Origin of the sequence: Streptomyces sp. NPDC049970 (assembly GCF_040660235.1) — a bacterium.
Classification (GTDB): domain Bacteria; phylum Actinomycetota; class Actinomycetes; order Streptomycetales; family Streptomycetaceae; genus Streptomyces.
Window position 1 is genome coordinate 260,884 of sequence record NZ_JBFALP010000002.1, and the last position, 17,236, is coordinate 278,119.

Sequence of the window (17,236 nt, forward strand, 5' to 3'; positions counted from 1 at the left end):
CGGCGGCGTTTTTCTGGGGGGCCGCATGCAAAAGATGATCAAGGGTGCCAACGTCGGGCTGGCCGCGCTCAGCGAGGACGTCGGCTCGGTGGTGATGAGCCTGGGCTGGAGCAGCCCGACCGGGGAGGGGGACGCGGACGTCTCCGTGCTCCTGCTCGACGGGAACGGCAAGGTGGGTGCCGACGCCGACTTCTGCTTCTACAACAACCCGGTGGCGGGTGACGGCAGTGTGCAGCTGCTCGGGAAGACCCCGACCGCCGACGGCAACGAGGACCGCATCAGCTTCGACCTGGACGCCGTTCCGGCACAGGTCGACCGGATCGTCGTGGCGGCCAGCCGCTACGCGGGAGCCCGGTTCGGGGACCTGAACGACCTGCACCTGACGCTCTCCGACAGCTCCGGTGACAGCCTGGTCCGGTTCGCCACGGAGGATGCCGGAGCGGTGAGCGCCTTCATCTTCGGGGAGCTCTACCGGCGCGGCGGCGAATGGAAGTTCCGGGCCGTCGGCCAGGGATACGAGTCGGGCCTGGCGGGACTCGCCACCGACTTCGGTGTCGACATCGACGACGACGCCGAGGAGCACGAGCAGGAACGGGAACAGGACCAGGCGGCGCCCGCCGCCCTCGAAGCGGAGGCGGACCGGCGTGCCGGACCCCTGGTCGGGGCGATCCCGGCACAGCGCTCGCCCGAGGCCGTGCCGCCGCCTGCCCGGGCCGGGGAGGGGCCCGCCGAGCCGAGCCCCCGGGCCCGGCCGCGCACGGCCAGGAAGAAGGTCACACTCGCCAGGATCGCCAAGAAGTCCCTTGCCGAGAACGACTCCTGGCGGACAGCCAGACTGTTCCCCCTGTCCGCGCTCAAGAACGACCGCGAGCGCGAGACACGGGCGACCTCGGTCCTCCTGTCCGTGATGGCCCAGGTGCCGGAGTTCGGCAGGCGCCTCACCGCCGGATTCGGAGCGCCCGCCGGGCGCATGGAGACGTTCACCGAGGTCTCCCTGCCGCACGGGGACTCCCCCCGACGGCCCGACGGGGTCGTCCGGGTCGAGCGGGCCGGCAAGCTGTGGACCGCCCTGGTCGAGACGAAGACGAACGGCAACGCGCTCAAGCCCGAGCAGGTGCAGGCGTACATGGACATCGCCGCCCGGCGCGGCTACGAGGCCGTCATCACGCTGTCCAACGACGTCGCCCTCGAAGGCACCCCCCTCGTGGACGTCAGGATCGACGGCCGCCGCAAGCACAAGGTCGCCCTCTGGCACCTCTCCTGGGCCGAAGTCGCCCACCAGGCGCAGATGTTGATCCGCCACGAGGGGGTGGGGTCGGCGGCGCACGCATGGCTGCTCCAGGAGCTGCTGCACTACCTCCAGCACGAGCACTCGGGCTGTCACGGGTTCCAGAACATGGGATCGGCGTGGGTGCCGGTCCGCAAGGGGATCGACGACGAGACCCTCTGTCAGGGCGATCCACGCGCCATGGAGGTCATCGAGAGCTGGGAAAGGCTGGTCCGCCAGGTCTGCCTCCGGCTCGGCGGCGAGCTGGGTCGGAAGGTGTTGCCCGTCCAGCGCGCCAGACGTGGATCCGACCCCCGGGCCCGCCGGGCCGACCTCGCCGACCAGCTCTGTTCCCAGGGGAGGCTGCACGCCGAGCTCCGGATCGAGGGGACCCCCGGAATCCTCGCGATGGCCGCCGACCTGCGCACCGGCAAGCTACGTACCTCGATCGAGGTGCCCGCGACCGAGAAGGGCTACCAGCTCAGCAGAGTGAAGCGGCTGATCCGCCGCCTGGAGGCCGCCCCGGCCGACCTGCACATCGAGACGCTGGTCGAGGGCGACGGCACCGGCCCCCGGGGGACCCTGGAGCGCCTGCGGCCCGAGCCCGGGGACCTCCTGCCCAAGGACGGCGGAGAGGTGGTTGGCTTCCGGCTCTCGCTGTTCAAGGGCATGGGCAACGGCCGCGGCAGTGCCGAGACCGGATTCATCCGCAGTGTCGACGACGCCGTGGACCGGTTCCACGCCGGGGTGATCGCGCAGCTGGAGGTCCGCGGGACGGCCCGCCGTGCCGGAGCCGCCGAGTGGTGACCGCCGGCCGCCCGCCCCGGGAGCGTGCCCGCAGCGCTCCCGGACCGCTCCCGGGGTAGCTCCTGGACATGACGAAGGCCCGACCTGTTCCCACAGGTCGGGCCTTCGTCTATCAGGGTGAGTAACGGGACTTGAACCCGCGACATCCTGGACCACAACCAGGTGCTCTGCCAGCTGAGCTATACCCACCATGTCGCCCGGTCCGTTTCCTGACCGGCCGAGAAAAAGTGTACAGGGTCCGGGAGGGTGCTCGCGCCCGAGTTCTCCAGGAGTGGCCCACGGGCCCCGGAGGGCCCGTGACCAGGCGATCTACCGCTGCTGTCCGGCGGGCGGCGTGTGGCGTGCCGCGATCTCCTTGGCACGGGCCGAGTCCGGACCGGGCTGGGGGACGAAGACAGCCTCCCGGTAGTAGCGCAGCTCCGTGATCGAGTCCCGGATGTCGGCCAGCGCCCGGTGGTTGCCGTTCTTGTCCGGACTGTTGAAGTACGCCCTCGGGTACCAGCGGCGCGCCAGCTCCTTGACCGAGGACACGTCGACGATCCGGTAGTGGAGGTAGCCCTCCAGCGACGGCATGTCCCGCGCGAGGAAGCCGCGGTCGGTTCCGACCGTGTTTCCGCACAGCGGAGCCTTGCCGGGCTCCTTCACGTGCTCACTCACGTACGCCAGCACCCGCTCCTCGGCCTCGGCCAGGGTCGTGCCCCCGGCCAGCTCGTCGAGGAGGCCCGAGGAGGTGTGCATCTGCCGCACCACCTCGGGCATCGTCTCCAGGGCCGCGTCCGGCGGGCGGATCACGATGTCCACCCCTTCGCCGAGCACGTTCAGTTCCGAGTCGGTGACCAGTGCGGCCACCTCGACGAGTGCGTCGTCCGTCAGTGAGAGCCCGGTCATCTCGCAGTCGATCCACACCATGCGGTCGTTCATGCGCACCACCCTACGGGGCGCTGCGCTGCCCCGGCAGGGCCGGGCGACCCGGAGCGTACGCCTCGGGACCCGGACCGAAGCGATCCACGCCGACCCCCGGAGCCGTCGTGGCGGTGACCTGGGACGGACCGGCAGAGGCCGCCGCGGCTGCTCGCCGGCCCCCTGCCGTGCCCTGGACGGGCACGGACGTCTCCACCACGCTGACGCTCTCCAGTGCCCCGCCCTGCGGACGACGGGCCCGGTAGGCGGCCCGGTACGCGGCGGGGGAGGAGCCCAGCTGGCGGCGGAAGTGCCCCCGCAGAGCCACCGGCGAGCGGAAGCCGCAGCGGCCCGCGACCTCGTCGACCGAGTAGTCGGAGGTCTCGAGCAGCCGCTGCGCCTGCAGCACGCGCTGGGTGATCAGCCACTGGAGCGGTGCGCTGCCCGTGAGCGAACGGAACCTGCGGTCGAAGGTCCGCCGGCTCATGTAGGCGCGCGCGGCCAGCGTCTCCACGTCGAACTGCTCGTGGAGGTGCTCCAGCGCCCAGGCCACGACCTCGGCGAGCGGGTCGGAGCCGATCTCCTCCGGTAAAGACCTGTCCAGGTAGCGCTCCTGGCCGCCACTGCGCCGCGGCGGTACGACGAGCCGGCGCGCCAGCGCCCCGGCGGCCTCGGTGCCGTGGTCGGTACGGACTATGTGGAGGCACAGATCGATTCCGGCCGCGGTGCCGGCCGAGGTGAGCACGTCACCGTCGTCGACGAACAGCTCACGCGGATCGACGTGCACCGACGGGTAGCGCTTGGCCAGCGTCGGTGCGTACATCCAGTGCGTGGTGGCCGGGCGGCCGTCCAGCAGGCCGGCCGCGGCGAGGACGAAGGCCCCAGTGCAGAGCCCGACGATGCGGGCCCCCTCCTCGTGGGCGCGACGGAGCGCGTCCAGGGCCTCTGCGGGCGGTGGGGAGGTGATGGACCGCCAGGCGGGCACCACCACGGTGCCGGCCCTGCTGATCGCCTCCAGGCCGTACGGGGCGCTGAGTTCGAGCCCGCCGGTGGTGCGCAGCGGTCCTTCCTCACCCCCGCAGACCAGCAGGCGGTATCGCGGAACTCCCGCGTCCTGCCGGTCGATTCCGAAAACCGAGAGCGGAATGGAGCTCTCGAAGATAGGGCCGCCGCTGAACAGCAGTACGGCTACGACTTCCCGGCGTCGCCGCCCGGTCAGTTTCCGTGCGGCCTCCGTTGCGGTGGCGGAGTCCTGGCTCATGACGCTAAGCCCCCCTCGGTGTTCGCGTCTTCCTGGTCCCTACGGGCCTGTCGCTCCTGCACGTTTCCCCTCGGTCTTGCACGCGTCCCCAGTCTTCGACTCATGATCGAATCTACTGCGTTCCGTGGTGCCGACGTGACACGTTCCCCCACCGGCACTATGTCGACAAGGCAACTTGGCGCGAAGCGTTCGATCACGAAGCGTTTCACCCGCGGAGCCCTCAGGGAAGTGCGCCTCGCGATCATGGCCCGTCCCCATAGGGTCAAAGCGTACCGCGCGGTCTATTCCTGCCTGCTGGCACGTGGGTTGGGCAGCCATGACGCCAAGGGAAGCGGGTGTCGGTGAAGTTGGCTGAAAAGTGATGGTCGCCTGCGCGGATTCCAGTCATACGACCGGCGCACGCCCCCTGCTTCCGGAAGCTTCCGCACGCCTCAGGAGTCTCTGTGGGCCTCCCTGACGCCACGCGTGAACGATCTGCGGTCGCGTGATGGCCGGCTGTGACGGCTCGGGGCGCGAGGTCGGGTGGCGCATTAGTCCACGTTTCAAGGTTCGCGGCGCGGATCGGCGGATCGGGCCGGGCCGAAAGCCGACGGACACCCCGCGAGCTGCATGTAGGACACAACCGGCGTTGCCATACGAGGCGGTCTCCGGCATGCTCCCTCCATCGCCGCACGCGCGCTTCGCGAGAACTGGGCGGTGGAGGAGTGGCGCCGTACCCTTGGGGGTAGGGGGTTGGGAAGATGTTTCCCGGACACAGCCTCCCCGCTCGCAGGCACGACTCAGAACCGCTCTCTCCTCACGAGGACTCTCTTCGCCGAGACACCGATGGCCGGTCACGAAATCCCTGAACCCGCAGACCGCAAGCAGGTAGCCGACCCAGGGTCGGAGCCCCTGACGGTCGCAGAGTCGCGCCCTTCCTGCGATCCCGCCTTCCGGCATGGCGTCGTAGTCGGTTTCGACGGCTCCATGTCCAGCGAGCGCGCCCTCGCGTACGCCATCGGCATGGCCCACCGGCACGGCTCGGGGCTGATCATCGTCCATGTGGCGAACCGGCTCCCGACCACGGTCTGGGCGGGCTGCGAGCCGCCGGTCTTCGTGGACGTGCCCGACCACCGCACCGAGGTCCTCGGCCTGGAGCTGGCCTGCGCCGACTACCTCGCCGAGGTGCCCTGGGTGCTCGTGGAGCGCGGCGGCGACATCTGCCACGAGCTGGAGGAGGTCGGCCGGGAGTACTCGGCCGACGCGATCGTCGTCGGTTCCACGCACGGCATCGTGGGCCGCATCTTCGGGTCCGTGGCGGGCCGTCTCGCGCGCCGGGCCCAGCGCCCGGTCATCGTCATCCCCTGAGCGGGCAAAGGCCCCTGACGCGCAGTCAGGGGCCTCTCTGGTGCCTTCCCGCGGTTGGGCGGCCGGTGTCCGCTACTCGACGGTGACCGACTTCGCCAGGTTGCGCGGCTTGTCGATGTCACGGCCCATGGCCAGAGCCGTGTGGTACGCGAGGAGCTGAAGCGGGATGCCCATCAGGATCGGGTCCAGCTCGTTCTCGTTCTTCGGGACTACGATCGTGTGGTCGGCCTTCTCCTGCTCGCGGTGGGCGACGGCGAGGATGCGTCCGCTGCGGGCCTTGATCTCCTCCAGCGCTGCGCGGTTCTTCTCCAGCAGGTCGTCGTCCGGGACGATCGCCACGGTGGGCAGCGCCGGCTCGATGAGCGCGAGGGGACCGTGCTTGAGCTCCGAGGCCGGGTAGGCCTCGGCGTGGATGTAGGAGATCTCCTTGAGCTTCAGGGAGGCCTCCAGTGCGACGGGGTAGCCCCGGACACGGCCGATGAACATCATCGACTGCGCGCCCGCGTACTCCTCGGCCAGCTTCTTGATCTCGTCCTCCGATTCGAGGATCTGACCGATCTGCTCGGGCAGCTTGCGCAGTCCCTCGATGATCCGCTTGCCGTCGGACACCGACAGGTCGCGGATGCGGCCCAGGTGCAGCGCGAGGAGCGCGAAGGCGACGACGGTGTTGGTGAAGCACTTGGTGGAGACGACGCAGACCTCGGGGCCGGCGTGGACGTACATGCCGCCGTCCGCCTCGCGGGCGATCGCCGAGCCGACGACGTTCACGACGCCCAGGACGCGGGCGCCCTTGCGCTTGAGCTCCTGGACCGCGGCCAGCACGTCGTAGGTCTCACCGGACTGGGAGACGGCGACGTACAGGGTGTCGGGGTCCACCACGGGGTTGCGGTAGCGGAACTCGGACGCGGGCTCCGCGTCCGCGGGGATGCGGGCGAGCTCCTCGATGAGGCCGGCGCCGATCATGCCCGCGTGGTACGAGGTGCCGCAGCCGAGGATCTTGATCCGTCGGACACCGCGGGCCTCGCGGGCGTCCAGGTTCAGGCCGCCCAGGTGCACGGTGGAGAAGCGGTCGTCGATGCGGCCGCGCAGCACGCGGTCCACGGCGTCCGCCTGCTCGGAGATCTCCTTGTGCATGTAGGTGTCGTGGCCGCCCATGTCGTACGACTCGGCCTCCCACTCCACGGTCGTGGGCGTGGCCGTCGTGGTCGAACCCTCGGTGGTGTAGGTGCGGAAGTCGTCCGCCTTGAGGGTGGCCATCTCGCCGTCGTCCAGCGTGACGATCTGCCGGGTGTGCGCGACCAGGGCGGCCACGTCGGAGGCGACGAACATCTCCTTCTCACCGATGCCCAGCACCACCGGGGAGCCGTTGCGGGCCACGACGATGCGGTCGTTGAAGTCGGCGTGCAGGACGGCGATGCCGTACGTGCCCTCGACGGACTTCAGCGCCTCGCGGACCTTCTCCTCCAGGGTGGAGGCCTGCGCGCGGGCGATCAGGTGGACCAGCACCTCGGTGTCGGTCTCGGAGAGGAAGGCGACCCCGTCGGCGACGAGCTTCGCGCGGATCTCGGAGGCGTTGTCGATGATGCCGTTGTGGACGACGGCGACCTTGTTCTCGGCGTCCAGGTGCGGGTGCGCGTTCTCGTCGCTCGGGGCGCCGTGCGTGGCCCAGCGGGTGTGCGCGATGCCTGTGGTGCCGGCGAACCGCTTGGGCACCCGGGCCTCCAGCTCGCGGACCCGGCCCTTGGCCTTGACCATCTTCAGGGCGCCCGGCCTGCCCGCGGCGGCCTTGCCCGTGATGACGATGCCCGCGGAGTCGTAACCGCGGTACTCCAGCCGCTGCAGGCCTTCCAGCAGCAGTGGAGCCACGTCACGCTTCCCGATGTATCCGACGATCCCGCACATGGGTTTCTGCCCCTCCATCGACGTACGAAAGTTCCGTGCCCGACCGCGCGTCCCGCTCAGCCGTAGACGATGCGGCGCAGCTGGCGGAGCGAGAGCTCCTGCGGTGCCACCGCGCGGTGCGGCAGTTCGGCCGCGATCCGCTCGAAGATCTCCGTGTTGACCAGGCCGCCCGACTGCAGTTCTCGGTGGCGGCGCCGGACGAAGGTCTCGGTCGTCTCGTCGAAGTACGCCAGCACGTCGAGGATCACCCGGGCGGCCTCGCCGCGCTGGAGCGCGGTGGAGCGTACGAGGTGGTCGATGAGGTCGTCATGCGGAGGGCGGCGTTCGAGCACTCGTCGATATTGCGTGGAGTGGGCTCGTTACGCAAGAAATCTGCCCGAAAGCGGGCAGGAATCCCGCCGAGTGAGGTCCGTATGGTGGAAATGTCTGCTAGGTTCGCATCCGCTCGGGTCGGTCCGCCGAGCGAGGTCCCCTTACTCGGCTCGTCCGCGATCAGGCCGACGTGAATCCAGCCCGGCGCCCGCCGTGAACCTGGCGCGATCACGCCGCGCCGCCGGCCGGACCGGTTTGATTCCGGCCGCCGCCTCGCGGGCGCGGGCGCGGTATTCGTCCACCCCGAAACCGGGCCGCCCGTTGTTGGCGACAAAACAGGGGCGCCCCTCGGTCATGCCCGTCTCGACGGCCAGGAAACCGGCCACGGCGAGCTGTGCCGACGTGGTCGGTTCCTCGGTCGGTTCGTAGGCGGTTCCGGCCAGCGTGGAGCGCGGCTCGACGAAGGAGTCCAGTCCGTCCAGCGGGATCTCCGAGCGGTGCCGGTGCCTGGTGGCCGACGCCGCGTCGACCGGGTGGCGGGCGTGGGTGGTGGGGGCGCCGTCGGCCGTGTGGACGGTGCGGGGGCCGCCGCCGTCGATGGCCAGTTCGTACGTAACCGACTGAACGGTTTTGTTGAACCTGGCACCGCTCGGCTGGGCCGCGGCCCAGCCGCGGTAGTCGTCGCACGGGGAGGCCCGGTCGACCGTCGTCACCAGGTCCGACGTGGACGGTGTCCGGTCGTCATGCGAGGGATCCTCCCCGGAAGTCGGGGGACGCGGACGGCCCGGCCCGGAGTCGCTCCGCGCCGGGCCGGGGGTCGGTGCGAGAGGTCAGGCGACCTTCTTGGCCTTCTCGATGGCCTCGGCGAGGGCGTCGAGGATCGGGGCGCACTTGTCGTAGGAGTAGATGGGCTCCGTCGTACGCGGAACGACCTGACCGGCTTTGACCGCGGGCAGCTGTGCCCACGTCGGCTTCGAGGTCAGGGCGTCGGGCTGGAGGGCCGAGGAGCGGTTGTCCATCATGATGATGTCCGCGTCGTACTTGTCGACGTTCTCCCAGCTCAGCTCCTCGAAGAAGCCGGCGTCGTTGACCTTCGGCTCCACGAACTTCACGCCGAGCTCCTGGAAGTACAGGGTGTCGGCGGACGTCTTGGCGAGCGAGACGTAGAAGAGGTCCTGGCTGGCCGATCCGACGAGGACCTTGATGTTCGGCTGGGACTTGGCGGCGGCGCGCAGCCGGGCGGCGGCCTTCTCGAACGCGGCCTTCGCGTCGGTGACCTTCTTGGCCTTCACGTCGGCGCCGAGGGAGGCCGCGAGGTCCTCGTGGCGCTGGATCGCCTTGGGGACCGTGGTCTGCGCGGCCCACAGCGCGACACTCGGGGCCAGCTTGAGGATCTTGTCCTTGGACTGGTCCGGCACGTACCAGAGGGCGTCCTTCTCCCACATGGCGGTGACGAGGAGCTCCGGCGCGAGGCCGGCGTACTTCTCGACGTTGAACTCGCCCCAGACGTTGCCCAGTACCTCGACCTTGCTGATGTCGAGGTCGCCGGCCTGCACGTCCGCCTTGCCGTCGGAGGTCCTGGTCGGGCCGAAGACGCCCTTGACCTGGACGCCGTAGTCGTGGAGCGCGGCGGCGACGCCGATGAACGCGACTATGTTCTTCGGCGTGGACTCGGCCTCGGCGGTCTTGCCGCGGTCGTCCTTGAAGGACCAGGGGCCGGACTTCTCCGCGCCCGTACCCGAGTCGGAGCTCTTCGCGTCGCTGTCCCCGCACGCTGCGAGGGCGGCACCGAGGCCGACGGCGCCACCGGCGGCCAGCAGGCCGCGGCGGGAGAGTGGGCTGGTCCGGAGGTTGGGCATGAGTGGGTCTGCTTTCGTACGCGCCGAGGGCGCCCGCTGACGATTCGAGGGAAGGCTAGCCTAACCTCACATACGGAACGGGGGCGGGGCAAGGGAAAGCCGCCCTCCCGTCTTGTGGGAGGGCGGCTCGCGCTCGTCCGACGCGCCGGCGGGGGACCCGTCCGTCAGGCGCCCATCCCCAGTTCCCGCGCGATCAGCATCCGCTGGACCTCGCTCGTGCCCTCGCCGATCTCAAGGATCTTGGAGTCGCGCCACATCCGGGCCACCGGGTACTCGTTCATGAAGCCGTAGCCGCCGTGGATCTGGGTGGCCTCGCGGGCGTTGTCCACCGCCACCGTCGACGAGTACAGCTTCGCGATCGCCGCCTCCTTCTTGAACGGCTCGCCCGCCAGCAGCCGGGAGGCCGCGTCCCGCCAGCCGATCCGGGCCATGTGCGCCCGCGTCTCCATGTCGGCGATCTTGAACTGGATGGCCTGGTTGGCGCCGATCGGCTTCCCGAAGGCGTGCCGCTCCTTGGCGTACTTCACCGACTCGTCCACACAGCCCTGCGCCAGCCCCGTCGACAGCGCCGAGATGGCGATCCGGCCCTCGTCCAGGATCCGCAGGAACTGCGCGTACCCGCGGCCCTCCTCACCCAGCAGGTTCGCCGCCGGGACGCGTACGTCGGAGAAGGACAGCTCACGGGTGTCCGATGAGTTCCACCCGACCTTCGAGTACGGGGCGGCCACCGTGAAGCCGGGGGTGCCGGACGGGACGATGATCGCGGAGATGCGGGGGGCGCCGTTGTCCTTGCGGCCGGTGACCGCGGTCACCGTCACCAGCTCCGTGATGTCCGTACCGGAGTTGGTGATGAAGCACTTGGAGCCGTTGATGACCCACTCGTCGGTGGCCTCGTCCAGCACGGCCGTCGTACGCGTGCCGCCCGCGTCCGAGCCGCCGTCCGGTTCCGTCAGCCCGAACGCGCCCAGCGCCTCGCCCGAGCAGAGCCTCGGCAGCCACCGCTGCTTCTGCTCCTCGGTGCCGAAGCGGTAGACGGGCATGGCGCCCAGGGACACCCCCGCCTCCAGCGTGATCGCCACGGACGAGTCGACCCGGGCCAGCTCCTCCAGGGCGATCCCGAGGGCGAGGTAGTCGCCGCCCATGCCGCCGTACTCCTCCGGGAACGGCAGGCCGAACAGGCCCATCCGCCCCATCTCGCGCACGATCTCGTACGGGAACTCGTGGCGCTCGTAGAGGTCGCCGATCTTCGGGGCGATCACGTCGTGCGCGAACGCCTCGACGGTGCGGCGGAGTTCCTCGTGCTCGGCGGTCAGCCGGTGGTCAAGGGACATGGGGTGCTTCACTCCTCGTGGGACAGCGCACGGACGGTACGGGACGGGCTCGGGCGGCCCAGTTGTTCGGCCATCCACACGCTTGTGGCGGTGAGTGCGCCGAGATCGACCCCGGTGTGCACACCGAGGCCGTCGAGCATCCACACGAGATCCTCGGTGGCGAGATTTCCGGTCGCGCTCTTCGCGTAGGGGCAGCCGCCCAGGCCGCCCGCCGACGCGTCGACCGTCGTCACCCCGTGCTGGAGCGCGGCCAGGGTGTTGGAGAGCGCCTGGCCGTAGGTGTCGTGGAAGTGCACCCCGACGGTGTCGGTGTGCACCCCCTCCGCGTTCAGCCGGGAGAGCAGGTCCCGCACGTGCCCCGGTGTGGCGACGCCGATCGTGTCACCGAGGGAGAGCTCGTCGCAGCCGAGGTCCATCAGCGCCTTCGCGACGCGGACGACCTGCGCGACGGGCACCGCCCCCTCCCACGGGTCGCCGAAGCACATCGACAGGTAGCCGCGCACATGCACCCCGGCGTCCCTGGCCCTGGCCACGACCGGCTCGAACATGGCGAGCGACTCGTCCACCGTGCGGTTGAGGTTGCGGGCGGCGAACGTCTCGGTCGCCGAACCGAACACGGCGATCCGGCGGGCGCCGAGCGCGAGCGCCCGGTCGAGCCCGCGCTCGTTCGGCACGAGGACCGGGAGCGCCACGTCCCCGACATCCGCGATCTCGCCGAGCAGCGGGAACAGCTGCTCCGCGTCGGCGAGTTGGGGAACCCAGTCGGGGTGCACGAAGCTGGTCGCCTCGATCGTGGAGAGCCCCGCCTCCGCGAGCCGGCGGACGAACTCCGCCTTCACCTCGGTCGGCACGACGGTCTTCTCGTTCTGCAGGCCGTCGCGGGCGCCGACCTCATGGATGCGGACCCGGGCCGGCAGCCCCGTCGCCGGCACCGTCATGGGCAGTCCTGTGTCGGTCATGATTCCTCCCTCGGCGCCACCACGGCCAGGATCTGGTCCATGGCGACCGTGGCGCCCGCGGTGACGTCCAGTTCGGTGACGGTCCCGGCGTGCGGGGCGGAGATGACGTGCTCCATCTTCATCGCCTCGACGACCAGCAGGCTCTGTCCGGCCACGACCTCGTCGCCCACGGCCACCTTCACCACGGTGACGGTGCCGGGCATGGGCGCGGCCAGCGTGTCCGCACCCGAGCGGCCGGCCCCGCCGAGGGACGCCTCCACCGGATCGTGGTCCTGCACGTGCCAGGTGTCCCCGTCCCGGCCGAGCCAGACGCCCTCGCGGGACGTGGCCCGGCTGAACGCGTGGGTCAGGCCGTCGACCTCGACGACGGCGCGCCGTCCGGACACCTCGACGAGCCTGGCCCGACCGGCGCCCGGCGGCGACGGCAGCGGGCCGCACGCGTCCGCCGTCCCCTCCCGGTCGCCGACGTGGCCGAACGTCAGCCCGGCGGTGCCCTCCGCCGTCGTACGCACTCCGACCCGTACCGGCTCGTGGCCCGGGACCCGGAAGTGGTGGAAGGTCTCGGCGGGGGTGCCGCCCAGCCGCCAGCCGCTCCGCACCGAGAACGGGTCGACCCAGCCGGTCGACGCCACCGGAGCCTGCCGCAGCAGCGCCGCCGCCGCGTACACCTCCTCCGGCACGCCGTCCGGCACCAGGGCGTCCGCCTCGCGTTCGACGAGCCCGGTGTCCAGCTCACCCGCGGCGACCGCGGGATGGGCCAGCAGCCGCCGCAGGAAGCCGGCGTTCGTCGGGACGCCCAGCACCACCGTGTCCGCCAGTGCGGCGCGCAGCCGGCGCAGGGCCGTGGCCCGGTCGGGGCCGTACGCGATGACCTTGGACAGCATCGGGTCGTAGGTGCTGCCGACCGGCACGCCCTCGCTGAGCCCCGAGTCGGTCCGCGTCCCACCGCCCTGCGGTTCGTGCAGTGCGAGCACGGTGCCGCCGGACGGCAGGAAGCCGCGTGCCGGGTCCTCCGCGCAGACCCGCGCCTCGACGGCGTGCCCGGTGAGGGTGATGTCGTCCTGGGCGTACGGGAGGTGCTCGCCGGCGGCTACCCGAAGCTGCCACTCCACCAGGTCGAGGCCGGTGATCAGCTCGGTCACCGGGTGTTCGACCTGGAGCCGGGTGTTCATCTCCATGAAGCAGTACGCGGCCGGATCGCTGCCCGGGACGATGAACTCCACCGTGCCCGCGCCGACGTATCCGCAGGAACGGGCGGCCCGGACGGCCGCCTCGCCCATCGCGGCCCGCGTCCCCTCGTCCAGCAGGACCGAGGGAGCCTCCTCGATGATCTTCTGGTGGCGCCGCTGGAGCGAGCACTCGCGCTCGCCGAGGTGGACGACGTTGCCGTGCCCGTCGGCCAGGACCTGGATCTCGATGTGCCGGGGCCGGTCGATCCACCGCTCGACCAGGAGCGTGTCGTCACCGAACGAGGCGCGTGCCTCGCGCCGCGCGGCCGCGATCTCGTCGGCCAGCAGCGCCTCCTCGCGCACCAGCCGCATGCCCTTGCCGCCGCCGCCCGCCGAAGGCTTCAGCAGGACCGGCATGCCGATCTTCCGTGCGGATGAGGCCAGTTGGTCATCGGTGAGACCGCTCCCCGAGGAGCCCGGCACCACCGGGACCCCGGCGGCGGCGACGGTCTCCTTGGCGCGGATCTTGTCGCCCATCAGCGAGATCGCCGGGGCGGGCGGGCCGATGAAGACGAGTCCCGCGTCCGCGCACGCCTGGGCGAAGCCGGCGTTCTCGGCGAGGAAGCCGTATCCGGGGTGGACGGCCTCGGCACCCGTGCGGCGGGCTGCGTCCAGCAGCCGCTCCACCGACAGATAGCTCTCCGCGGCGGGCGCGGGGCCGATCCGTACCGCCGTGTCGGCCTCCCGTACGTGACGGGCGTCCGCGTCGGCGTCGCTGAAGACGGCCACCGACCGTACGCCGAGCTCGCGCAGGGTCCGGATGACCCGGACGGCGATCTCGCCACGGTTGGCGACCAGAACAGTGCTGAACATGGAAGTCCTCACATCACATCCGGAAGACGCCGAAACTGGGCTCGCCCAGCGGGGCGTTGGCACACGCGGTCAGGGCTAGCCCCAGCACCTGGCGGGTCTCCGTCGGCTCGATCACGCCGTCGTCCCAGAGGCGGGCGGTGGCGTAGTAGGCGTTGCCCTGCTCTTCGTACTGCGCGCGGACCGGATCCTTGAAGGCCTCCTCGTCCTTCGCGGGCCACTCCTCGCCGCGTCCCTCGATCTGGTCCCGCTTGACGGTGGCCAGTACCGAGGCGGCCTGCTCGCCGCCCATGACGGAGATCTTGGCGTTCGGCCACATCCACAGGAAGCGGGGTGAGTAGGCCCGGCCGCACATGGAGTAGTTGCCCGCGCCGTAGGACCCGCCGACGACCACGGTCAGCTTCGGCACCCGGGTGCACGCCACCGCCGTCACCATCTTGGCGCCGTGCTTGGCGATGCCTCCGGCCTCGTAGTCACGGCCGACCATGAAACCGGAGATGTTCTGGAGGAAGACCAGCGGGATGCCGCGCTGGTCGCACAGCTCGATGAAGTGGGCGCCCTTCTGGGCGGACTCGGAGAACAGGATGCCGTTGTTGGCGACGATGCCGACGGGGTGGCCGTGGATCCGGGCGAAGCCGGTGATCAGCGTCTGGCCGTACTCGGCCTTGAACTCGGCGAAGCGCGAGCCGTCCACCACCCGGGCGATGACCTCCCGGACGTCGTAGGGCGTGCGGGAGTCGACCGGCACCGCGCCGCACAGTCCGGCCGGGTCCACCTTCGGCTCCTCGGCCGGCTCGACGGACCAGGGGAGCGCCCCGCGGTCCGGGAGCGTCGCGACGATGTTCCGTACGATCCGCAGCGCGTGCGCGTCGTCCTCGGCGAGGTGGTCGGTGACCCCGGATGTGCGGGAGTGCACCTCGCCGCCGCCGAGCTCCTCCGCCGTCACGACCTCGCCGGTGGCGGCCTTCACGAGCGGCGGGCCGCCCAGGAAGATCGTGCCCTGGTTCCGGACGATGACGGCCTCGTCGCTCATGGCCGGGACGTACGCCCCGCCCGCCGTGCAGGAGCCGAGCACCGCGGCGATCTGCGGGATGCCGGCGCCCGACATCCGCGCCTGGTTGTAGAAGATCCGGCCGAAGTGCTCCCGGTCGGGGAACACCTCGTCCTGCATGGGGAGGAACGCGCCCCCCGAGTCGACGAGGTACAGGCAGGGCAGCCGGTTCTCCAGGGCCACCTCCTGGGCGCGCAGGTGCTTCTTCACCGTCATCGGGTAGTACGTGCCGCCCTTGACGGTGGCGTCGTTCGCGACGATCACGCACTCCCGGCCGCTGACCCGCCCGATTCCGGCGATCACCCCGGCCGCGGGCGCGGCGCCCCCGTACAGCCCCTCGGCCGCCAGCGGTGCCAGCTCCAGGAAGGGCGAGCCCGGGTCGAGCAGCGCGTCCACGCGCTCCCTGGGCAGCAGCTTGCCGCGCGCCACATGCCGGGCGCGGGCCTTCTCACCCCCGCCGAGCCGTGCTGTGGCGAGCCGCGTGCGCAGCTCCTCGGCGAGTGCGTGATGCGCCGCCTCGTTGGCCTGCCAGGCCTCCGAGGCGGGATCGGCCGCACTCACCAGGACCGGTGCCTGCTGCATCCTGTCGAGCCCCCTTGCCCGTACCGCAGTAGTCGGATGAGAGTTAATGAGCGTTAACGCGTTGCGCCCAGGTTAACGAGCGCTAACCCGCCTGTCTAGAATGAATCCCCATGAGCACCCATGCCGCCGCCCGCGTCGCGGCACCCACCCGCCGCGAGCAGATCCTCCGGGAGGCCGCCCGCCTCTTCGCCGAGCGCGGTTTCCACGGTGTCGGGGTCGACGAGATAGGGGCGGCGGTCGGCATCAGCGGGCCCGGCCTGTACCGCCACTTCCCGGGCAAGGACGCGATGCTCGCCGAACTCCTCGTCGGCATCAGTGAGCGCCTGCTGGCGGGCGGCAGGCTGCGCGTCACCGAGGGCGGCGCCTCTCCGGACGGTTCCCCGGAGGCCCTGCTCGACGCCCTCATCGAGGGCCACATCGACTTCGCCCTCGACGACCGCCCCCTGATCACCCTCCACGACCGCGAACTGGACCGGCTGCGCGACACCGACCGCAAGCGGGTGCGCCAGCTCCAGCGGCAGTACGTCGAGGTCTGGGTCGAGGCCGTGCGCGCCCTCTACCCCGCCCTCGCGGAGAGCGAGGCCCGCGTCACCGTCCACGCGGTGTTCGGCCTGCTGAACTCCACGCCGCACCTCGCCCGCCCCGAGGCGCTCCCGGACCGCACGGCCACGGCGGCCCTGCTGCACCGGCTCGCGCGCGGCGCGTTCGCCGCGGCGGCCGTCTGACCGGGCCCCGACCGGGCCGTGGAGGCGCGCCGCGGATCCCGCGGTGCAAGACGCCGCGCACGCGGCGCGCCCCTCGCGGCACAATGGGTGGATGCCGATACCCAGCCGCGCCGCCCTCGTCGAACACCTCGTCCGCACGCGTATCGCGGGCGATGTCGCCACACCCCGGGACAACAACCTCTCCCACTACCGTCAGCTGTCCAACGGCAACCGCCATTTCTGGCTGGGGCTGGAGCTCGGCGACCGCTGGCGTGACGAGCAGGACGTGCTGGCCGTGATGGCCGAGAGGTGCGGTGTCGTCGACGACCCGGAGCACCGGCAGGGGCAGGACACCATCGACCCCGAACTGACCGTCGACGCCCTGGACCGGATGGCCGCCAGGCTGCGCAAGGCAGCCGCTGACGGGGAGCGGGTGCTGCTCGCGACCGGCCACCCCGGCGGACTGCTCGACGTCCACCGGCAGACCGCGAACGCCCTGCGGGCCGCCGGATGCGAGATCGTACGCATCCCCGGCGGCCTGATGGCGGACGAGGGCATGGTCTTCCAGTTCGCCGACGTCGCCGTGCTGGAGCGGGGCGCGACCCTGTGGCACACGCACTCGCCGGTCCCGATGGCCGCCATCCTGGACGGCCTGGAGCGCGAGGGCCGGCCCATGCCCGACCTGGTCGTGGCCGACCACGGCTGGGCCGGGTGCGCGGGGCAGCGCGGGATCGACTCGATCGGTTACGCGGACTGCAACGACCCCGCGCTCTTCCTGGGCGAGGCGGAGGGCACCCTCCAGGTCACCGTGCCGCTCGACGACCACGTCGCCGACCCGCGGTTCTACGACCCGATGACGGACTACCTGCTGGACGCGGCCGGACTGCTGCCCGCCGAGGTCGCCTGACGGGCCGC

General features: G+C 71.2%; 13 protein-coding genes, 1 tRNA gene and 1 pseudogene. 4 read left to right on the forward strand and 11 right to left on the reverse strand.

Annotated features, from left to right (window positions below; all coding sequences use genetic code 11):
* The first annotated feature begins 25 nt into the window (after positions 1–25).
* Complete coding sequence (locus AB0I83_RS04540) at positions 26–2,074, forward strand: TerD family protein (RefSeq protein WP_363303574.1); 2,049 nt, start codon at positions 26–28, stop codon at positions 2,072–2,074.
* A 116-nt stretch (positions 2,075–2,190) separates the two neighbouring features.
* Here AB0I83_RS04540 and AB0I83_RS04545 read toward each other — a convergent pair.
* From AB0I83_RS04545 to AB0I83_RS04555, 3 genes are all read right to left on the reverse strand, one after another.
* Positions 2,191–2,263: transfer RNA gene (locus tag AB0I83_RS04545), tRNA-His, on the reverse strand.
* A gap of 120 nt (positions 2,264–2,383) precedes the next feature.
* Positions 2,384–2,995, reverse strand: coding sequence for an oligoribonuclease (gene orn / locus AB0I83_RS04550; RefSeq protein ID WP_363303575.1), 612 nt, complete (start codon positions 2,993–2,995; stop codon positions 2,384–2,386).
* 10 nt (positions 2,996–3,005) lie between these two features.
* Positions 3,006–4,235 carry a helix-turn-helix domain-containing protein gene (locus AB0I83_RS04555; protein ID WP_363303576.1) on the reverse strand — a complete coding sequence of 410 codons (1,230 nt, stop codon included), beginning with the start codon at positions 4,233–4,235 and terminating at the stop codon, positions 3,006–3,008.
* An 825-nt stretch (positions 4,236–5,060) separates the two neighbouring features.
* On the opposite strand from AB0I83_RS04555, the gene AB0I83_RS04560 reads away from it, so the two are divergent.
* Positions 5,061–5,582: a universal stress protein gene (locus tag AB0I83_RS04560; protein ID WP_356533906.1), complete on the forward strand. Its 522-nt coding sequence runs from the start codon at positions 5,061–5,063 to the stop codon at positions 5,580–5,582.
* Positions 5,583–5,654: 72 nt separating this feature from the next.
* Here the strand turns inward: AB0I83_RS04560 and glmS are convergent, their stop codons facing one another.
* The 8 genes and pseudogenes from glmS to AB0I83_RS04600 form a co-directional block, all read right to left on the reverse strand.
* On the reverse strand, positions 5,655–7,484 hold the full coding sequence (gene glmS / locus AB0I83_RS04565; RefSeq protein WP_356533966.1) for a glutamine--fructose-6-phosphate transaminase (isomerizing): 1,830 nt from the start codon (positions 7,482–7,484) through the stop codon (positions 5,655–5,657).
* 56 nt (positions 7,485–7,540) lie between these two features.
* Positions 7,541–7,816 carry a hypothetical protein gene (locus tag AB0I83_RS04570; RefSeq protein ID WP_356533905.1) on the reverse strand — a complete coding sequence of 92 codons (276 nt, stop codon included), beginning with the start codon at positions 7,814–7,816 and terminating at the stop codon, positions 7,541–7,543.
* A 174-nt stretch (positions 7,817–7,990) separates the two neighbouring features.
* Positions 7,991–8,326 (reverse strand): annotated as a pseudogene (locus AB0I83_RS04575) (IucA/IucC family protein); the annotation flags it as partial.
* A gap of 300 nt (positions 8,327–8,626) precedes the next feature.
* Positions 8,627–9,655: an ABC transporter substrate-binding protein gene (locus tag AB0I83_RS04580; protein WP_363303577.1), complete on the reverse strand. Its 1,029-nt coding sequence runs from the start codon at positions 9,653–9,655 to the stop codon at positions 8,627–8,629.
* Positions 9,656–9,819: 164 nt separating this feature from the next.
* A complete protein-coding gene (locus AB0I83_RS04585; protein ID WP_356533902.1) occupies positions 9,820–10,986 on the reverse strand; it encodes an acyl-CoA dehydrogenase family protein in 1,167 nt (388 codons plus the stop codon).
* 8 nt (positions 10,987–10,994) lie between these two features.
* Positions 10,995–11,945: a hydroxymethylglutaryl-CoA lyase gene (locus AB0I83_RS04590; protein ID WP_363303578.1), complete on the reverse strand. Its 951-nt coding sequence runs from the start codon at positions 11,943–11,945 to the stop codon at positions 10,995–10,997.
* Positions 11,942–13,987 (reverse strand): biotin carboxylase N-terminal domain-containing protein, encoded by a 2,046-nt coding sequence (locus tag AB0I83_RS04595; RefSeq protein ID WP_363303579.1) that lies wholly within the window; start codon positions 13,985–13,987, stop codon positions 11,942–11,944. Before AB0I83_RS04595 ends, AB0I83_RS04590 begins: the two co-directional genes overlap by 4 nt.
* A gap of 13 nt (positions 13,988–14,000) precedes the next feature.
* The gene (locus tag AB0I83_RS04600) at positions 14,001–15,617 is read right to left on the reverse strand and encodes a carboxyl transferase domain-containing protein (protein ID WP_356533898.1); all 1,617 of its coding nucleotides are present in this window, start codon (positions 15,615–15,617) and stop codon (positions 14,001–14,003) included.
* A gap of 110 nt (positions 15,618–15,727) precedes the next feature.
* Between AB0I83_RS04600 and AB0I83_RS04605 the strand changes: the two genes are divergently transcribed.
* Together AB0I83_RS04605 and AB0I83_RS04610 are read left to right on the forward strand one after the other, a co-directional pair.
* Complete coding sequence (locus AB0I83_RS04605; RefSeq protein WP_356533896.1) at positions 15,728–16,342, forward strand: TetR/AcrR family transcriptional regulator; 615 nt, start codon at positions 15,728–15,730, stop codon at positions 16,340–16,342.
* 91 nt (positions 16,343–16,433) lie between these two features.
* Positions 16,434–17,228, forward strand: a complete 795-nt coding sequence (locus AB0I83_RS04610; protein ID WP_363303580.1) for a phosphatase — start codon at positions 16,434–16,436, stop codon at positions 17,226–17,228.
* The last annotated feature ends 8 nt before the right edge of the window (positions 17,229–17,236 follow it).

What these genes read in the sequence shown, in the direction of transcription:
- AB0I83_RS04555 (WP_363303576.1), bottom strand. Translation starts at nt 4,235, where the DNA reads ATGAGCCAGGACTCCGCCACCGCAACGGAGGCCGCACGGAAACTGACC.
- AB0I83_RS04595 (WP_363303579.1), bottom strand. Translation starts at nt 13,987, where the DNA reads ATGTTCAGCACTGTTCTGGTCGCCAACCGTGGCGAGATCGCCGTCCGG.
- AB0I83_RS04540 (WP_363303574.1), top strand. Translation starts at nt 26, where the DNA reads ATGCAAAAGATGATCAAGGGTGCCAACGTCGGGCTGGCCGCGCTCAGC.
- orn (WP_363303575.1), bottom strand. Translation starts at nt 2,995, where the DNA reads ATGAACGACCGCATGGTGTGGATCGACTGCGAGATGACCGGGCTCTCA.
- AB0I83_RS04590 (WP_363303578.1), bottom strand. Translation starts at nt 11,945, where the DNA reads ATGACCGACACAGGACTGCCCATGACGGTGCCGGCGACGGGGCTGCCG.
- AB0I83_RS04580 (WP_363303577.1), bottom strand. Translation starts at nt 9,655, where the DNA reads ATGCCCAACCTCCGGACCAGCCCACTCTCCCGCCGCGGCCTGCTGGCC.
- AB0I83_RS04560 (WP_356533906.1), top strand. Translation starts at nt 5,061, where the DNA reads ATGGCCGGTCACGAAATCCCTGAACCCGCAGACCGCAAGCAGGTAGCC.
- glmS (WP_356533966.1), bottom strand. Translation starts at nt 7,484, where the DNA reads ATGTGCGGGATCGTCGGATACATCGGGAAGCGTGACGTGGCTCCACTG.
- AB0I83_RS04605 (WP_356533896.1), top strand. Translation starts at nt 15,728, where the DNA reads ATGAGCACCCATGCCGCCGCCCGCGTCGCGGCACCCACCCGCCGCGAG.
- AB0I83_RS04600 (WP_356533898.1), bottom strand. Translation starts at nt 15,617, where the DNA reads ATGCAGCAGGCACCGGTCCTGGTGAGTGCGGCCGATCCCGCCTCGGAG.
- AB0I83_RS04585 (WP_356533902.1), bottom strand. Translation starts at nt 10,986, where the DNA reads ATGTCCCTTGACCACCGGCTGACCGCCGAGCACGAGGAACTCCGCCGC.
- AB0I83_RS04610 (WP_363303580.1), top strand. Translation starts at nt 16,434, where the DNA reads ATGCCGATACCCAGCCGCGCCGCCCTCGTCGAACACCTCGTCCGCACG.